The organism is Sulfuricurvum sp., assembly GCF_028710345.1.
Classification (GTDB): Bacteria; Campylobacterota; Campylobacteria; order Campylobacterales; family Sulfurimonadaceae; genus Sulfuricurvum.
The window spans coordinates 1-15,104 of sequence record NZ_JAQTUH010000024.1 but is presented as its reverse complement, the minus strand read 5'-3'; the positions used below and the strand labels follow the sequence as shown (position 1 = coordinate 15,104).

Here is a 15,104-nt window from a genome sequence, read left to right as displayed (position 1 = left end):
GGTGGAATAGCAGGTTATGTATTTTGTCTTTTAGAAATAACTGATAAGCAAATTGATCTTATCAAAGACTTGCAGTTTTAATTTTGCCTAACCCAACCCATCATTCAAATTTCAAATTTACCTCGTTCCCACTCTCTGAGTGGGAATGCAGATTCAATAAAGTGCTCCAACTCAGGAGAGTTGGCAAATTTGATGTGTCAGGTGACACCCATAACCTTTACCGTTTTATCCTCAACATATACCCTCCATTCTTTTGAAACTCAAATCCGACTTTGACAATCTCACCACCGAATTTTTCAGCAATCTGATAAGCAAAGGGGCTGAGATTATCGGGTTCATCCACACGGGAGTTTTTATAATCGACCAGTGGGAAAATACGCACCTCATTTCCTATCCGCAACATCTCAGTGATTGAGGCTTCATGAAACGCCAAGTCCAATCTATCATCATAGACAAACAATAGATGCGAACTCAGTACCAAATCAAAGCTATTATCAGCATACGGCAATTTCGGAAGTTCCGCAAACCAATAATCTTTGGTATTATAATCGGCACAAAATGCTTCTAATGCCCCTACTCGATGCTCTTGATGTCTCTCTATAGAGTGATAAAAGTCAAAATTATTATCCGCCATCCAACTCGTATCAGCATAGATTTTTTCTATACTTTTTTCCCCTTGCGCACGCAACGCATCGCGATCATAACAGTACAAAATATCGCACCCTGACGCCGCTATTCCTCTGCTCTTTGCTTCGGCTATAAATGAACTCGCCCCGCTTGGGCAGTCCAAAACTCTCATGTTTTTTATCAATGCGGCATCTAAATCGAAAAATGCCATATACTCCTCAAAAGTACGACCCGTAATGAGGAAATCGTCTAATTGTAACGACATAGGTATCCTTATGGTGTGTAGTAATAAATGTTATGGGGTTAGGTTAAAAAGAAAGTGTTATGGCAGAAGCCAAAAGAGAGCGACTCGGACAAGAGGGGTATTGTCGATAGTGCGATAATATGTCATCTGCTCTCCTTTGTATAGTTGTGAAAGTGTAGCGAAAATTTGATTTACAAAATAGCTTCTCGTTGTTTCTTGGTCAAACTCTCGACGATTAGAGTATACGAGTGATCGATTAATTCTTTCAATAGTTTGTCATCCACATCCCCTTCTATCATCACCGTGTTCCAGTGCTTTTTGTTCATGTGATACCCGGGAATCACGGATGAGTAGATTGAACGCAATTCTAACGCATACATCGGATTGCATTTGAGATTGATCGATAACGGCTCTTTATCCACCATCAGAGCAAATATTTTCCCCGCCACACGATATACCCGAACTTCTTGATCAAACGGATAATCAAATGTTGAACCTTTTTTCGAGAGGAGATAGGTATCGGTTTCTTTGAAAGTTATCATGCTATTACTCTATTTTTCTCTCCATTATAGCTAAGAATTTTCAATGCAAAATTTACTACCGAAGAATCTACTTCACAATCTTCCTCTCAAACAAACACGCATCCGCCAGAGCGTAATGCTCAGGTAATCCTTCGATAGAATCCAGTTTGTGATACCCTAGATATTCGAACCCACATTTTTTATAATGTTCTATCAGTCCTCTATTTTCGCCGATGGTATCCATCCGAATGTAGCTTTTATCATTTTCTCGCGCATATTGTTCAGCCCACTCGACGATTCGGGCTACGAAATTATTGCCTCTAAAATCAGGATTGGTTGCGATACGGTGGATATAGAGTGCGGGATCGCGGTCACGTTCTCCCCATATCTGCGGGTCATTAAACGTCGTCGCCCAGATACACGCTATACGTCCATCAATCATCATCTTCCATTGTCGGCTCTCACCTATCTCCGTCTCGATCAGCTCCCGTTTAAACTCTGGCCAATGGACGAAAAACTTGGACTTTTGGAAATCAGTCGCTATTTTGTAGAGTCTAAAAATCTCGTCGATGTCATTGATGGTACTGTTTTGAATAATCATCTTATTCTCCATCCATCATTTGCACAAACCACGTAAATCTTCCGATACACACCACAACTTCACTCTCATCTCTTAGCTCAACATCTACACCGATCATCGCACGCCCTTTTTTATCCAATCCCGTTTTAAATGTCTCTATCTCTTCATCGCTCACAATAGCTATCGCATAGATGGTATCTGTAGTCGGTTTTTTGAATTTGATTTGTGAATCGCGCAATACTGGGATAACCTTGCCGACCAAATCGGGAAAAAGTCTCTGCAACGCCTCACCGCTTGCTGTTTCTGCTAGAGTGAATTGTGCGCTTGCGTGTACGGTAGCGATATGGTTTAGGTTGTCTGAGCGAAAGGTGAGTTTTAAACCTTTTTCGTCTTGTTCTATCCCCACTTTTTCAACAAAGGGGATTTTTACTATATCCATGAAATTCTCTCCTAGCAATAGTCTCATCTATGTTTTTAATAAGAGTATCGTACCGCTCTTTCGGTAAATTTTGCCCCTCTATGTTCATATGCCGAAGAAGCAGGATGCAGAAATTATTTTTAAGAAAAACAGTGTCAGGTGATACCTATAACTACTCACTTGTTTTAAACCCCTCCTCCCTCTATAGGCTTCACATCAAGGACATTTTCATTCCCTCAAAAATTCCAATTCATCCACACTCATCGACCGATATTCGTAACCGCTAAACTTTTACAAAATAAAGGGATTAAAACAGAGCTAAAACTCTTTTGAAGGGTTTTAGAGTCTATAATTATGCAACTTATTAAAGGCGATTGATGCAAGAGCAAAAAAAGATTTCCATTACGTACCGAACGGCAACCAGCGAGGATATCCCAAGCCTTTGTCGCCTATTAAATCAGCTCTTCTCACAAGAAGCGGAGTTTACACCTGATAGTGCAAATCAAACGAAGGCGTTGATAACAATCATCGACGATTCAACTATCGGTGAGATATACGTTGCATCCAAAGAAGGCGAGATTGTAGGGATGGTAAATCTGCTCTATACCGTTTCGACGGCATTGGGAGGAAGAGTCGCTATTCTCGAAGATATGGTTATCGATGAGAATCACCGAGGAGAGGATATCGGCTCATCTTTACTCGAATATGTTCTCACGATCAGCAAAGAAAAAGGGGTTCAAAGACTCACCCTCCTCACCGATGGAGACAATATCGCGGCTCATCGCTTTTACGAAAGAATGGGGTTTGAAAAGTCCTCTATGATTCCGTTACGAATTCAACTCTAACATTATTCTCTCTATTGGATGCGTGGGTAGAAAGCTGAATTCATCCCCTCAAATCATAAAACTCAGCCGAACAGACCATTTTTAAATCATTCGGCGCTAATTCTATCTCCAACCCTCTACGCCCTGCACTCACATAGATCGTCGGGAAATCCTGAGCCGATGCGTCGATAAACGTCCTAAGTCTCTTTTTCTGTCCCAATGGACTCACTCCGCCGAGGATATAACCGCTGGAACGTTCCACATCCGTACCCTTTGCCATTTCCGCTTTTTTACCCCCTGCTGCTTTAGCGATCTGTTTCATTGAGAGCATGGAAGAGACGGGGATGACTGCGACGACGAGTTCACGTGAGTCGATTTGTGCGACCAGTGTTTTAAACACCCTATCCGATGCAATACCTAATTTCTCCGATGCCTCCTCTCCATACGAAGCGGATGCGGGATCATGGGTATAGGAGTGAAGGGTGTAGGGTATTTTTGCCTTTTTAGCGATATTTACGGCGGGGGTCATAGAATTTCTTTTTTACTAAACTATATTTTCTTCCAAATATACACCTAAATATATCATTCATTTCCTTATACTTGATACGTCAAAGCAGCGAATACCATTCCCATAAATAACGCAAACGGAGTATAAAAACGGGTGTCATAATAGGCGAATTCAGATGACTCTATTTTTTTAAACAAACCGACTGCATTAAACTCACCAATACCTCGGAGGGTAAATATCCCCGATAAAATCCATCCGCTAATGATAAAATAATCCCGAAAAGGTGACGATGACAAATCATAAAAACAGAGGATATAGGCAACAAAAGCAAATCCAAATAATGCCAATCCTACCATAACAGCAGCTATTTTCCCCGGATTTATCAATGGCTTGCCATTTTCTGTCGGTATCGCTTGTAGAGCTGCGAATTTACCACCCAATGCCCAATAAAAATGGAGCAATCCAATCAAGCTCAACGCGACAATAGCAAGAATGGTTACAACACTCATCATTTCTTCACTACTACCTTTAATTTTCGCCCACCGCTTATCTCAAACCCTTCACGTTCGTAAAACGATAAAGTCGCATCAAACTGTGGCAGTGGTGGTGTGGTAACTTCGAGACGTTTCCAGCCTCTCTCATCGCCAAAATCTTTGACTGCTTGGATCAACATTTTACCGATACTTTGTGATCGATACGATGGACGAACATACAACTCCGCCATCGTTCCGAAAGCCCCCTCTACATAAAGGGCAAATCCTTCATAAACCGTAACGAAACCGATCATCTCATCGGTGTTCTGATCGAATGCAACGAATACAAAATTCTTTTCATGTTCGATAAACTCTGCTAAACGCTCTTTCGTCTCTTCAAGATCAAAATGAAACACGTCGATACCGATACGATCCATAATCTCTTGTAAAAGTTCACCGACTAAGATGGATATAGTATCCGATTGATCTTTTGTTGCACGGTGTATTAAAGTATGATTCATATCAACTCCAACCCGTAATACTCTCTTAACGCACTCTCATAATCTACTTTTAACAACTCCAGTTTCCCCTCTTCGATGAGTTTGAGTTCATTATCCACGAGAATCTTACGCCCCTTTGGTGTTTGCATAATCGCGAGTTTCTTTTGGGTAAAAATCGTATCGGGATGGGTGGCGTTAAAATAGTTCGCGAGGCTAAACTCAATCCACTCCTGCGGTTGTAAGGCAAAGCCGTATTGACGTTGCCACTCATCCTGCACGAGAGAACTCACAACGTATTCACCATCGAGATACTCCATGCGGAAACGATCGCCGTCCTGAACCGCTTCACCCTCCACGATCTCTATCGGCGCGCGCAGTGCATATCCACCGAATCCCGTATCGCACAGATAATCGCGCCCCTCAACACGAACGATCACTACCATGTGCGTTTTAGGTCTTCTCATCGGATAAAACATCGGACGCGCCCCCGCGAAATACCATTCGAACCCTATTGCGGTGAGTGCCATCGCAAACACACCATTGATTTCGTAGCAGTACCCTCCGCGCCCTCGTCCCAACACTTTGTTCACAATATCTTCGGGAACCATAGAGGGGATTCTCCCCGCCTGAACCTCAGTATTTTCAAACGGGATGCTTCGCAGTTGCTTTTGTACGAGCTGAGTGAGTGTTGCGACATCGGGACGCACTTCCCTTTCATACCCGATACGGGAGAGGTAGTCGGTGAGTTTAAAATTTTCGGCTTTCATCGAGATTCCTATAGCTAATGATTGTGGAATTTTGCTCTTTTTTCGCTTTGTCTGCTGTTAAAGCGTTTGCGGAAATCATTTAAAGAAAAACGATGTAAAATATTTAAAAATATGTCAATTTGTAAGATTTTGGTTGATTTATCAAAGATAATGGTATATTTTAGGTATGAATAAATAGTTTGCTTCAAAAAATAAAGAAGGAGTTTCATTATGGATTTAGATGTTAACATTGAATGTCCGGGGTGCAAAAGAAAAATTAGTATAAAAGCAAAAGAGATGGTTCCGGGACGCAAGAAGATTTGTCCTAATTGTAAAGCTGAAATCACATTTTCAGGTGATGATGGACGAAAAGCACAAAAGGCTCTAGACGATCTTGAGAAGTCAATGAAGAATTTGTTTAAGTAGCATAAGTAAAAAGGTAATTTCTCCTCGTTCCCACTTTCCAAACATACGAACATACAGGACAGGCGTTTGCTCGTTCCCACTTTCCAAGTGGGAATGTATCCCGTATAGACACTCCCACTCAGGAGAGTTGGAGTGAGAAAAATATGAAGAAATAATAGGATAGCGTAATGGTGAGGAAAAACCTAGTAAGACTCTTAACGAGTATAACGCTCCTTGCAGGATGCGCAAATGAGGTTCCTGAAAAACCTGCTGTTCCCGAAACCGCAGAAGAATGTGCTAAACGAAACGGTGATTGGATACAGGCTTCTCAGGGTGTTGTTGTCGATTTTGGGCCGTTTCGATGTTTAAATTACGAAACTACCGATAGTGGAAAATCATGTGAGAGTGATAATGAATGCCAAGGTGGCTGTGTACCGGTCTATAATTGGGAAAAAAAAGTAGTGGGTGGGGAATGTTATAGTCGCGTGAGTGATTATTGCTTCCAGGAACATTACAACCATGGTGGTGTTTCAACCTGTGTGTATTAATGCCCAACATCAACATACAACATACGGGACAGGCGTAAATGTTAAGGGCTAAATACCGTATCACGCCCTAAAGGATTTCACACAATAACGGAAAGTAGGTTTCCCTCGTTCCCACTCTCCTGAGTGGGAATGCATACATGCATTAAACCAAACGCTCCAACTCAGAAGAGTTGGAGCGAGAAATTTTAAACGTTATATGAATATCAAAAGGTGAGGGAAATGGACACGGATCAAGAATTAAGAAGTTCTCTAGATAGGCTTCACACTATTGCAAAGAATCATTCAAGAAATGAGTATGATGATAGTGAAATTGATGAGGCATCAAGAATACTAACATTGATTTTAGTCTACGCTCATAAGATGCGTCAAGTAAGATCAGTACAAATAGCTCAAATAGAAGATAATATTTCAGAAATAAGAAAGATTTTAAACCAACAATATGTAGAAGGCACTTTTCCAAATATTTCTCATAGCATTGATAATTTGGCTAAATATTGCGGAGTAACCATATAACAAATCAGTGTTGCTCGTTCCCACTTTCCAGTAAAAGGGGTCAGGTGATACCTATAACCTTTTAAATCGCATCTCCCTCTATGGGCTTCACATCAGGGGCATTTTTGAGCATTGAAAGTGCATGAGAACGTGAACCGCGATTTGCACGCTCTTGCAAAAATTCTTCCGTCCGCAATGAAGCGATCTTTTCACTCAGTGCCGAAACAATAAACTGATTAATCGATACATCGCCCTTTAGGGCTTCGATCTCTTGCCGGTAATAATCGGGAATCCGTAGTGCGAAATTCATTGTCCACCTCCTAATAAGGGATAAAATTCTTTGGGGGTCATTACCCGAATGCCGAAATATTTTTCGACACCCTTGAAATCTTTGAGATTATAGGTCACGATAATCTCCGCTGTGGCATTAAATGCCGTCTCCAATACCATGTCGTCTTGCGGATCATGTAAAAACGGCCGCCACAAGAAATTGATTTTCTGATGATGCGATATTAGACACAAATCGTCAATAAACGTTTCAATTGCCTCATCTTCCAAACCACCGCAACGCACTCGATTTTCATCGCGTTTCAATACCGCTTCCATCTCCAAAACCAGAGGATTAGAAACGACATTGATTTTTTCATCCGTCTCAAAGAGCTTTATGAGCACTGCATTCGATATACCGTTTCGACTCATCAGTGCGGCTATGATTACATTGGTATCCAAAACGATTTTCATAGTGATATTATATATGATATTAAATTAATGTCAAATGGAAATTTTTAACCATAATGCGCCGCCGCTTTCACTACCTTACCATTCTCATCGAAAAAGAAAACTTCTACCGCCTTTTTATCCAACACCGACGTATATGTGAGGGCAATCGAATCCGCCCCGACAAATACACTATCCAGTACGAAGTGCAGATCACTAAATTTCTCCAATGCCGCCGCCCAATAAGCACCTACCGCCTCTTTGCCTCTCAGCATCCCGCCCGATTCAGGGCTATACGCGATGATAAACGGCGAACGCATCTCGAAATCATCACTGTAATGCGATAAAACCGCTTCCAGATCGTGGCTGTTCCACGCCTCGACCCACTCATGGGCGAAACGCTCTGCAAATGCTGTATCAATCATTTATTTTCCCCTCTTCTTTCTAACTGCCACTTTTTTGATAGAGGCAAGAGCCCCTTTTTGTTTTAGATCGTATTGAGTTAAAAACATCTCTTTTGCTTGGATAAAACGCTCATTTTGAGACTTTTTGGCAAATGTTTTATAGCATTGGTGCTCCGCTAAAAAATCCAGCGAGTTATCACCGTCATCATCCGCCGCTTTAAAGTTAGCAATATAGTCTCGAATAGAGCTATTTTCATCTCGCATATACGAATAGATTCTCTCTAATTCCCCAATCTCCAACAAGTTCTTTTCCAAAATGATAGAAGCATCGAATAAATCTCTGGTTTTTTTTCGGTTAAAAAGGGCAAATATTTTAAGGGCGATAATATCTTTCAAATCGAGTATCTTAAGGGTGGAACTTTCATCATAAGGGTTTGAGCCGGCATTTTCTAAAATAGCACTCTGAATAGGAGCTCGAAAATAGGAAAATTCCAGTTTTATACCATTAACCATAAATTTGAGGTGATAGTTTTCTATATCCTCTCCCGTATTGATCCTAAAGGCTGAGGCATTTTTATCCACAATAGTTCTCGCACCTAGGTTAAAAGCAAATGTTTTTATCTGCGATACGGGAAGTTTGCACGTAGAGGCGATGTCGATGTCATAAGAGACTCTATGGTTTAGATAGGAGGACAAGGCCGTTCCACCGACAAAGAAAAAAGGGTGTTGATCAAAGATCGGATGAGTTTTTATGGTTTCGATAAGCTCTTTAATCTCGTTTGTCATGCAATCTCCACGCTTCAAATCGCTCTAAAATCGTCCGTATTTTTTGATACGCTTCGTTATCTCGTTTTTTATAGATTTTCAAACTTTCTCTTACGAGTCGTTTGTATCCGAAAAGGGTATATAACCCCATCAAATCTTCTTCACTATAGTCGATCAAATACGCCCTAATCAAATCAACGGCATTGATCTCAAATCCGTCTTTGACACTCCAAAACAGATCATTAACAAATAGTGATTTATCTAAAGCAATCGACCTATTAGACTCTTTGTATAAGGTTTTGTTAGTAGGTTTATAAAAGAATCCTCTTTTAACTTTGAGTATTTCACCCTTATCCGCCAAGCGTGAAAGATAAACTCTACTACTATCATTTTTTTGAGCAACTTGTGCAATTGGATAGACAGTATCAACTTCAAGCTTTTTAATTTTATTTAAGATAGTGTTTGTATCCGATAAACAAGTGCTTTTATTGATATTTTTCATATACAAATTATACTTATATTGTTTCAAAGTGTCAATATGTAATAAACACAAATTTTATGCATTTTATATTAAATTTATATTTTAAATAATCCCTATTTCTAGGGATTTAAAGAGTTTTAAAATTAAAAATATATCCATAAATTGTTTCAAACTATGCAAAATTTATATTTTCCCCCTCACCGCTCTAACTCTCAAACGGATATAGTCAACATACCAACCATCGTTGTCATCGTACAACTTCGGTTTCGTAATCCTGCTAACCTCTTCTTTAAACATACTAAACTCTTCACGACTCAAATGCGCCGTTACCCCATTGGCAAAAAGATCAAGCCAGTTGGTGATATCATCAACTGAGGTCGGTCGAGGGATTAATTCGATGTATTCGACTCTAAACCCGCACGACTCCAAGAGGGTACGATACTCTTCTATACTTGGAAAGTACCACGGGTCTTCAAACGCTCCAAATTCAGGGTGATTTTTAAACACCTCTTTCATCGCATCGACCGCTGTTTTACAATTACCTGCCCCTCCAAACTCTGCAACAAATCTTCCATAGGGTTTCAAGGCATCATGGATGTTTTTAACAACGGTTTCACTCTCTTTTACCCAATGAAGCACCGCATTGGAAAAGACCGCATCAAATCGATTTTTAAACTCCAACTCCGTTGCGCTCATGACCATAGAATCAATCCCTTTGGCACGTGCATTTTTTACCATCTCGTGACTCAAATCGACTCCCGTTACTTTCGCACCGCTCTTTTGGATTTCAAGTGCCAATGTCCCCTCACCGCATCCCAAATCCAATATTTCCTCCCCCTCTATCGGAGCAAGTAAGTCAACTACGGGCAATGCCAAGTTTGAGACAAATGACGCATGTTTGTTGTATTCCTGCGCATTCCAACTGTTATTTTTATCCAATGTATCCGATTTGTACGGTGCATTTTTTTCATACGTGTGCATAAGTATATCCTTTATGTGTGACAATGATAAAAGCCAAAATAGGGACGCATTGCGCCCGATACGGCAAAACTAAAAATGTAAAAAAGAAACGGAAAAAAAGGAAATTACAGCAGGTTCAGCAGGAGGAGAGAGAAGCTCGCGATACGGCTAGGCGTAATGGGTTGTGAAATAGGCATAGTATGACTTTTCATGGTCTCTCCTTTGTATGTATTGTTGAAATTGTAACGGATAAATGTGCGGAATACAACGCCAATTCAAATTTAAAGTGCAACAGTTTAGAAATTCAGATATAGCGGATAATTGAAGAGGTTAGCTGCGATAGAATAAGTGAATTATCCGACCAAAGATAGGACACTTATGAGTTACCAACAGCTAACCATGGCACAACGATATCAAATTGAGGCTTTAAAAAAAGAGGGACTGAGCCAAAGAGCGATAGCTTTAAACATTGGAGTGCATTATTCGACCATATGCAGGGAGTTAAGGTGAAATGCCCTTGATAGTGGAGAGTATTTCGCACTGAGTGCAGCCGTAAGTGCACGATTGCGGTATCAGTATAAGTCAAAGAACCGCCGATTAGGTAAAGAGCATATCAACTATATCAAAAAGTATATACAAGAGGGATGGAGTCCAGAGCAAATCAGTGGTCGTATGGTATTAGATGGATTAAAATCTATCAGTCATGAGACAATTTACCAATATGTCTATGCCAATCAAAAAAGTGGTGGCAAGCTCTATCTGTACCTCAGACACAAAAACAAGAAATACACCAAACGAACAGCTTCACATCGTAGTCGTGGACAAATCAAGAACCGTATATCTATCGATGAGAGACCATTAATTGTAGAAGAAAAAAGCAGAGTTGGTGATTGGGAAGTGGATACGATCATAGGACGATATCAGCATCAAGGGATTGTAACTATTGTTGATAGATGTTCTAAATTCACACTGATGAAAAAAGTCCCAAGTAAACACGCCGAACTAGTTAAACAAGCTATTCTTGATCTTCTCAAACCAATCAAAGAATATACGCTTACTATTACCAGTGATAACGGTAAAGAGTTTTCCTACCACCAAGAGATCAGCAGAGTCCTCAGTACAGACTTTTACTTTGCACACCCTTACCAATCATGGCAGCGGGGACTTAACGAACATACGAATGGATTGATACGGGAATATTTCCCTAAAGAGAAAGAGTTTCAAGAGATAACGGATAAGCAAATCGTTAACGTTCAAAACAAGCTCAACAATAGACCAAGAAAAATATTGGGATATAAAACACCTTCAGAAGTGTTCTTTGATACAATTACGAAATCTTATTCTGTAGCTTAACTGTGTGTTGCACTTACTACTTGAATTGGCGCAACATGATGCGAGTGGACCTCTATTCTTATCAATGTATTTTCAACGATTGCTCAACTTTAGAAGTCAATTCCATCACCTCTTCGGCTCATCGTCCAACCCCATACTGCGTTGCAAGTTCAGGAAGAAACGTATGCTTAACCTCAATAATTTTAGCAATGATCTCATCACACTGTTGAATTTTAAACTCTTCACTCATTCGGATAAGGTGCTTTCGATCAATGGATGAAATATTTGTAACAAAAAGTTCATTGCTTCTTTTTAAAAGGCTTCAAATGTCGTATTTTAGGGGATTTTTTTGAATAAAAAAGTGGTACCAGTGGGCGGACTCTAAATATAATGTTTCATCATATTTCTTAAAATGTTTTCAAGTCTTATAAACTCTATTAAAAAGCCCATAGCAAGGCACTTTTTATAAAAATTAATGCTATCATTTTATTACCATATATTTTCAGGTTTTTTAATATCAGGGTAGAAATAGGGTAGAAATATGAAGCGTATAAAGTCAAAAGGAAATGAAGGTGTGTATTTCCACGAACTTGCAAATGATGATCGTTCATACTTTATAACTTATAAAGATTTGGACGGTAAAAAAAAGTGGATTAAAATCGGATTATACAGTGCTGGTATTCGTGAAGCATATTGCAAACAAAAACGTGATGAAATTCTTCATAATCAACGTTTAGGAGAAGAGCCACCTGCAATAGCAGTTCGTAAGAAGCCAACAACTCTGAAATTCTCTGAAGTATGGGAGAAATATATAGAGAATAAAGCGATGGTAGATGCACTACGTAATGACTTTAAAGGTAGATATACTCGCTATATTGGTCCAATACTTGGAACCGTACCAGCAAATACGATGAATAAAGAACATCTAAAAAAATTTCGTATAGAAGTACAAAAACTTTCCAAACGAAAAGATGAAAATAACAAGCCCATACCCCTTTCTCCCAAATCGGTAGATATGATGATTATTGCCATTGGTTCTGCTTACAACTACTGGAATTCTCAAGTTGAAAAGGAAAAAGACAAATTCCAAAATCCTGTTCCCGCTCTCAGAGCAGATGATAAACATCACTTGACGAATAAAGAAATACAGTCAAGAGACATAAAGCGTGAGCGTTTTCTTAGTCGAGAAGAAATCAATTTACTTAAGGATGCTGTCAAAAATGATCCTATTCTAAAAATGTTTGTTTTAGCTTCATTATCAACTGGTGGAAGACTAAGCACCATACTGCTTATACAAAAAACACATATTGACCTAGAAAATCGAACTGTTACTTTGATAAATACTAAAAATGGAGGACACAAGTACCGAGGATTTATTAGTGACGAATGGTACGACCTACTAAAATTAATATTACCGAAAATGAAGCCTTATCATCATATAGTTAGCAATGATGGCAACTTGATTACTGATAGAATCATACAAAGACCCCTTAAAAAGATTCTCGATGAGTTGTTTAATGTAGGATTAGATGAAAAGGATAGTGCAAATCGAACTGTCGTTCATACACTTCGACATACTTTTGCATCACACCTAGCAATTAATGGAATTCCAATATTTACGATTCAAAAGCTTCTGGATCATGAAAGCATAGAAACCACATTACGTTATGCAAAACTTTCTCCTGATTCTGGAAGTGATGCCGTTAGAAATTTAAAATTATAAAATTACAAATTCTTTAAATATTTTAAGTGTTTTTAAATATAGTTAATATGCTTTAATCATATTAGCTATTAATAAATTAACTGAATATGCTATAATTTTCAAATGAACATTTTAGAAATACGCAATCTTCTCAGTACTATTGTTTTTACCAACGATACGCTTGTTGAAATTTTAAAAAGTGATATCAAAAATATCAATGAAAAAATTATGCGTATGGTAAAAAATGAAGAATTGGTACGGATCAAACGCGGTATCTATTGTCTAGGCCAAAAATATCGGCAAAATGAACCAAATCCTATCAATGTTGCCAATCTCTTGTATACACCCTCTTACATCTCATTCGAATATGCACTCTCCTATTATGGGATGATACCGGAACGGGTTGATGAGATTACGTCGGCAACGATGAAACACCCCAAACTTTTTTCTACCCCTCTTGGACGCTATAGCTATCGTAAAATATCTACCAACGCTTATTCTATCGGTATTGATTGGCATTACAATGAAAAAGATGGAGGCCGGCTTATTGCCACTCCGGAAAAAGCACTATGCGATAAAATCCGTTATGACCGAGGTATCGGAAGAATGTCTCAAGAAGAGATGCGTGCGTATTTAGAACACGATCTTCGACTTGATGGGCTTGAAAAGCTTGACGGTGAATTAATCCGATCCATCGCAATCGCCTACCGTTCTCAAAACTTACGTACATTAGCAACATTAATTGCCAAAAGGAACTTCAATGGCTAATACCCACCCTGCCCTCATGAAAATGCTGGAACGATATGATCTATCAACCGGGAGTGGAAGTTTCGATGCACTCCGAGAAATCCTTCAAGAAATTGTACTCTTGGGACTCTATGAAGGGGGCTTTTTCAAACATGCTACTTTTTATGGCGGTACGGCTCTACGGATATTACATGGGCTTCCACGATTTTCAGAAGACCTCGATTTTTCACTATTGGAATCAAATCCAGAATTTGATTTGAGTAATTATGAAAAGATTGTGATTGAAACCTTACGCTCCTTTGGTTTTGAAACAACCATTGAAATTAAGACAAAAAGTGTCGATACCGCCGTGCAATCTGCATTTGTCAAAGGCAACACCATTGAGCATCTTATCCGTATCGATGCCCCTAAATCCGTCATTGGAATGTTTCACCGAGATCAAGCTGTAAAAATTAAACTCGAAGTAGATACAGAGCCGCCATTAGACTTTACTACGGAAGAGAAGCTGATCTTAATTCCACGCCCTTTTAATATCAAGTCAATGACACCCTCCTCACTATTCGCCGGTAAAATGCACGCTCTTTTATGTAGGGCTTGGGCAACACGTCCGAAAGGGAGAGACTGGTACGACCTAGTATGGTATATTGCCAACGATATTCCGTTGGATCTCAACCATCTTAATGCACGTCTACATCAAAGTTGTAAATGGCTTGAGGGCAATAATATCTCTCTCACTGAAACCATTGATCACGATAAATTAATTGATCTCATGCGTGAGCGAATTGATCATTTGGATATCGAACAAGCAAAGAAAGATATCCGTCCATTTATTAAAAATGCATCTGAGCTCGACTTGTGGAGCAAAGATTTCTTTTTAGAAATTGTTAAGCGGTTGCGTATTGATCAGACCAATATTTAGTACCTTTTCGACCTATAAAACTATTTTTGAATACATCAAAAAAAATTTGTTAAAATTAGTCATTGATTTGTTCGTTAATTGAACCCACCATTTTTTTTGGTTGCAACAAATCAAAAATATGTAAATATTTAAAAATAAACTTTTTACCCTCTTCATTTCTAAACAGTCTTAAGTCTTTAAAATATACTTTA

At 39.2% G+C, this 15,104-nt stretch carries 22 protein-coding genes and 1 pseudogene; 9 read left to right on the top strand and 14 right to left on the bottom strand.

All coding sequences use genetic code 11. From position 1 onward, the window contains the following. Positions 1 to 217: 217 nt before the first annotated feature. The 4 genes from PHC76_RS14175 to PHC76_RS14160 form a co-directional block, all read right to left on the bottom strand. A complete protein-coding gene (locus PHC76_RS14175) occupies positions 218 to 892 on the bottom strand; it encodes a hypothetical protein (RefSeq protein WP_299975353.1) in 675 nt (224 codons plus the stop codon). A 170-nt stretch (positions 893 to 1,062) separates the two neighbouring features. After that, positions 1,063 to 1,413 (bottom strand): MmcQ/YjbR family DNA-binding protein, encoded by a 351-nt coding sequence (locus tag PHC76_RS14170; protein ID WP_299975350.1) that lies wholly within the window; start codon positions 1,411 to 1,413, stop codon positions 1,063 to 1,065. Between the two features lie 67 nt (positions 1,414 to 1,480). Continuing rightward, positions 1,481 to 1,993: an N-acetyltransferase gene (locus PHC76_RS14165; protein ID WP_299975347.1), complete on the bottom strand. Its 513-nt coding sequence runs from the start codon at positions 1,991 to 1,993 to the stop codon at positions 1,481 to 1,483. A 1-nt stretch (position 1,994) separates the two neighbouring features. Beyond that, a complete protein-coding gene (locus PHC76_RS14160) occupies positions 1,995 to 2,411 on the bottom strand; it encodes a YiiD C-terminal domain-containing protein (protein ID WP_299975344.1) in 417 nt (138 codons plus the stop codon). Positions 2,412 to 2,767: 356 nt separating this feature from the next. Here PHC76_RS14160 and PHC76_RS14155 point away from each other — a divergent pair, with 356 nt between their 5' ends. After that, on the top strand, positions 2,768 to 3,235 hold the full coding sequence (locus PHC76_RS14155; protein WP_299975147.1) for a GNAT family N-acetyltransferase: 468 nt from the start codon (positions 2,768 to 2,770) through the stop codon (positions 3,233 to 3,235). Positions 3,236 to 3,275: 40 nt separating this feature from the next. Here PHC76_RS14155 and ybaK read toward each other — a convergent pair whose 3' ends face one another. The 4 genes from ybaK to PHC76_RS14135 all read right to left on the bottom strand — a co-directional run bounded on the left by ybaK (position 3,276) and on the right by PHC76_RS14135 (position 5,462). Beyond that, on the bottom strand, positions 3,276 to 3,743 hold the full coding sequence (gene ybaK / locus PHC76_RS14150) for a Cys-tRNA(Pro) deacylase (protein WP_299975144.1): 468 nt from the start codon (positions 3,741 to 3,743) through the stop codon (positions 3,276 to 3,278). Between the two features lie 65 nt (positions 3,744 to 3,808). Continuing rightward, on the bottom strand, positions 3,809 to 4,234 hold the full coding sequence (locus PHC76_RS14145) for a DUF3995 domain-containing protein (protein ID WP_299975141.1): 426 nt from the start codon (positions 4,232 to 4,234) through the stop codon (positions 3,809 to 3,811). After that, positions 4,231 to 4,716 (bottom strand): GNAT family N-acetyltransferase, encoded by a 486-nt coding sequence (locus tag PHC76_RS14140; protein ID WP_299975139.1) that lies wholly within the window; start codon positions 4,714 to 4,716, stop codon positions 4,231 to 4,233. The genes PHC76_RS14145 and PHC76_RS14140 overlap by 4 nt, the downstream gene beginning before the upstream one ends. Continuing rightward, entirely contained in the window at positions 4,713 to 5,462 is a 750-nt protein-coding gene (locus PHC76_RS14135) for an arylamine N-acetyltransferase (RefSeq protein WP_299975136.1), read from the bottom strand. The genes PHC76_RS14140 and PHC76_RS14135 overlap by 4 nt, the downstream gene beginning before the upstream one ends. Before the next feature lie 210 nt (positions 5,463 to 5,672). Here PHC76_RS14135 and PHC76_RS14130 point away from each other — a divergent pair, with 210 nt between their 5' ends. From PHC76_RS14130 to PHC76_RS14120, 3 genes are all read left to right on the top strand, one after another. Further along, positions 5,673 to 5,867, top strand: a complete 195-nt coding sequence (locus PHC76_RS14130; protein WP_299975134.1) for a hypothetical protein — start codon at positions 5,673 to 5,675, stop codon at positions 5,865 to 5,867. Positions 5,868 to 6,037: 170 nt separating this feature from the next. After that, positions 6,038 to 6,394: a hypothetical protein gene (locus PHC76_RS14125; RefSeq protein WP_300210581.1), complete on the top strand. Its 357-nt coding sequence runs from the start codon at positions 6,038 to 6,040 to the stop codon at positions 6,392 to 6,394. A gap of 219 nt (positions 6,395 to 6,613) precedes the next feature. After that, entirely contained in the window at positions 6,614 to 6,907 is a 294-nt protein-coding gene (locus tag PHC76_RS14120) for a hypothetical protein (RefSeq protein WP_299975131.1), read from the top strand. A 61-nt stretch (positions 6,908 to 6,968) separates the two neighbouring features. Here PHC76_RS14120 and PHC76_RS14115 read toward each other — a convergent pair whose 3' ends face one another. The 6 genes from PHC76_RS14115 to PHC76_RS14090 all read right to left on the bottom strand — a co-directional run bounded on the left by PHC76_RS14115 (position 6,969) and on the right by PHC76_RS14090 (position 10,234). Then, positions 6,969 to 7,196: a CopG family transcriptional regulator gene (locus tag PHC76_RS14115; RefSeq protein ID WP_299975128.1), complete on the bottom strand. Its 228-nt coding sequence runs from the start codon at positions 7,194 to 7,196 to the stop codon at positions 6,969 to 6,971. Further along, positions 7,193 to 7,627, bottom strand: coding sequence for a putative toxin-antitoxin system toxin component, PIN family (locus PHC76_RS14110; protein WP_299975125.1), 435 nt, complete (start codon positions 7,625 to 7,627; stop codon positions 7,193 to 7,195). The genes PHC76_RS14115 and PHC76_RS14110 overlap by 4 nt, the downstream gene beginning before the upstream one ends. A 44-nt stretch (positions 7,628 to 7,671) precedes the next feature. Next, complete coding sequence (locus PHC76_RS14105) at positions 7,672 to 8,028, bottom strand: nuclear transport factor 2 family protein (RefSeq protein WP_299975122.1); 357 nt, start codon at positions 8,026 to 8,028, stop codon at positions 7,672 to 7,674. Continuing rightward, positions 8,029 to 8,793, bottom strand: a complete 765-nt coding sequence (locus tag PHC76_RS14100) for a nucleotidyl transferase AbiEii/AbiGii toxin family protein (protein ID WP_299975119.1) — start codon at positions 8,791 to 8,793, stop codon at positions 8,029 to 8,031. After that, a complete protein-coding gene (locus tag PHC76_RS14095) occupies positions 8,777 to 9,274 on the bottom strand; it encodes a hypothetical protein (RefSeq protein ID WP_299975116.1) in 498 nt (165 codons plus the stop codon). The genes PHC76_RS14100 and PHC76_RS14095 overlap by 17 nt, the downstream gene beginning before the upstream one ends. 162 nt (positions 9,275 to 9,436) lie before the next feature. Then, positions 9,437 to 10,234, bottom strand: a complete 798-nt coding sequence (locus PHC76_RS14090) for a class I SAM-dependent methyltransferase (protein ID WP_299975113.1) — start codon at positions 10,232 to 10,234, stop codon at positions 9,437 to 9,439. 357 nt (positions 10,235 to 10,591) lie between these two features. On the opposite strand from PHC76_RS14090, the gene PHC76_RS14085 reads away from it, so the two are divergent. From PHC76_RS14085 to PHC76_RS14065, 5 genes and pseudogenes are all read left to right on the top strand, one after another. Continuing rightward, a complete protein-coding gene (locus PHC76_RS14085; protein ID WP_299975110.1) occupies positions 10,592 to 10,723 on the top strand; it encodes a helix-turn-helix domain-containing protein in 132 nt (43 codons plus the stop codon). Positions 10,724 to 10,750: 27 nt separating this feature from the next. Further along, positions 10,751 to 11,566 (top strand): annotated as a pseudogene (locus tag PHC76_RS14080) (IS30 family transposase); the annotation flags it as partial. A 520-nt stretch (positions 11,567 to 12,086) separates the two neighbouring features. Continuing rightward, positions 12,087 to 13,268 carry a site-specific integrase gene (locus PHC76_RS14075; RefSeq protein ID WP_300210580.1) on the top strand — a complete coding sequence of 394 codons (1,182 nt, stop codon included), beginning with the start codon at positions 12,087 to 12,089 and terminating at the stop codon, positions 13,266 to 13,268. 102 nt (positions 13,269 to 13,370) lie between these two features. Next, positions 13,371 to 14,015, top strand: a complete 645-nt coding sequence (locus tag PHC76_RS14070; RefSeq protein ID WP_300210578.1) for a hypothetical protein — start codon at positions 13,371 to 13,373, stop codon at positions 14,013 to 14,015. Further along, the gene (locus tag PHC76_RS14065; RefSeq protein WP_300210577.1) at positions 14,008 to 14,913 is read left to right on the top strand and encodes a nucleotidyl transferase AbiEii/AbiGii toxin family protein; all 906 of its coding nucleotides are present in this window, start codon (positions 14,008 to 14,010) and stop codon (positions 14,911 to 14,913) included. The genes PHC76_RS14070 and PHC76_RS14065 overlap by 8 nt, the downstream gene beginning before the upstream one ends. Positions 14,914 to 15,104 lie beyond the last annotated feature (191 nt).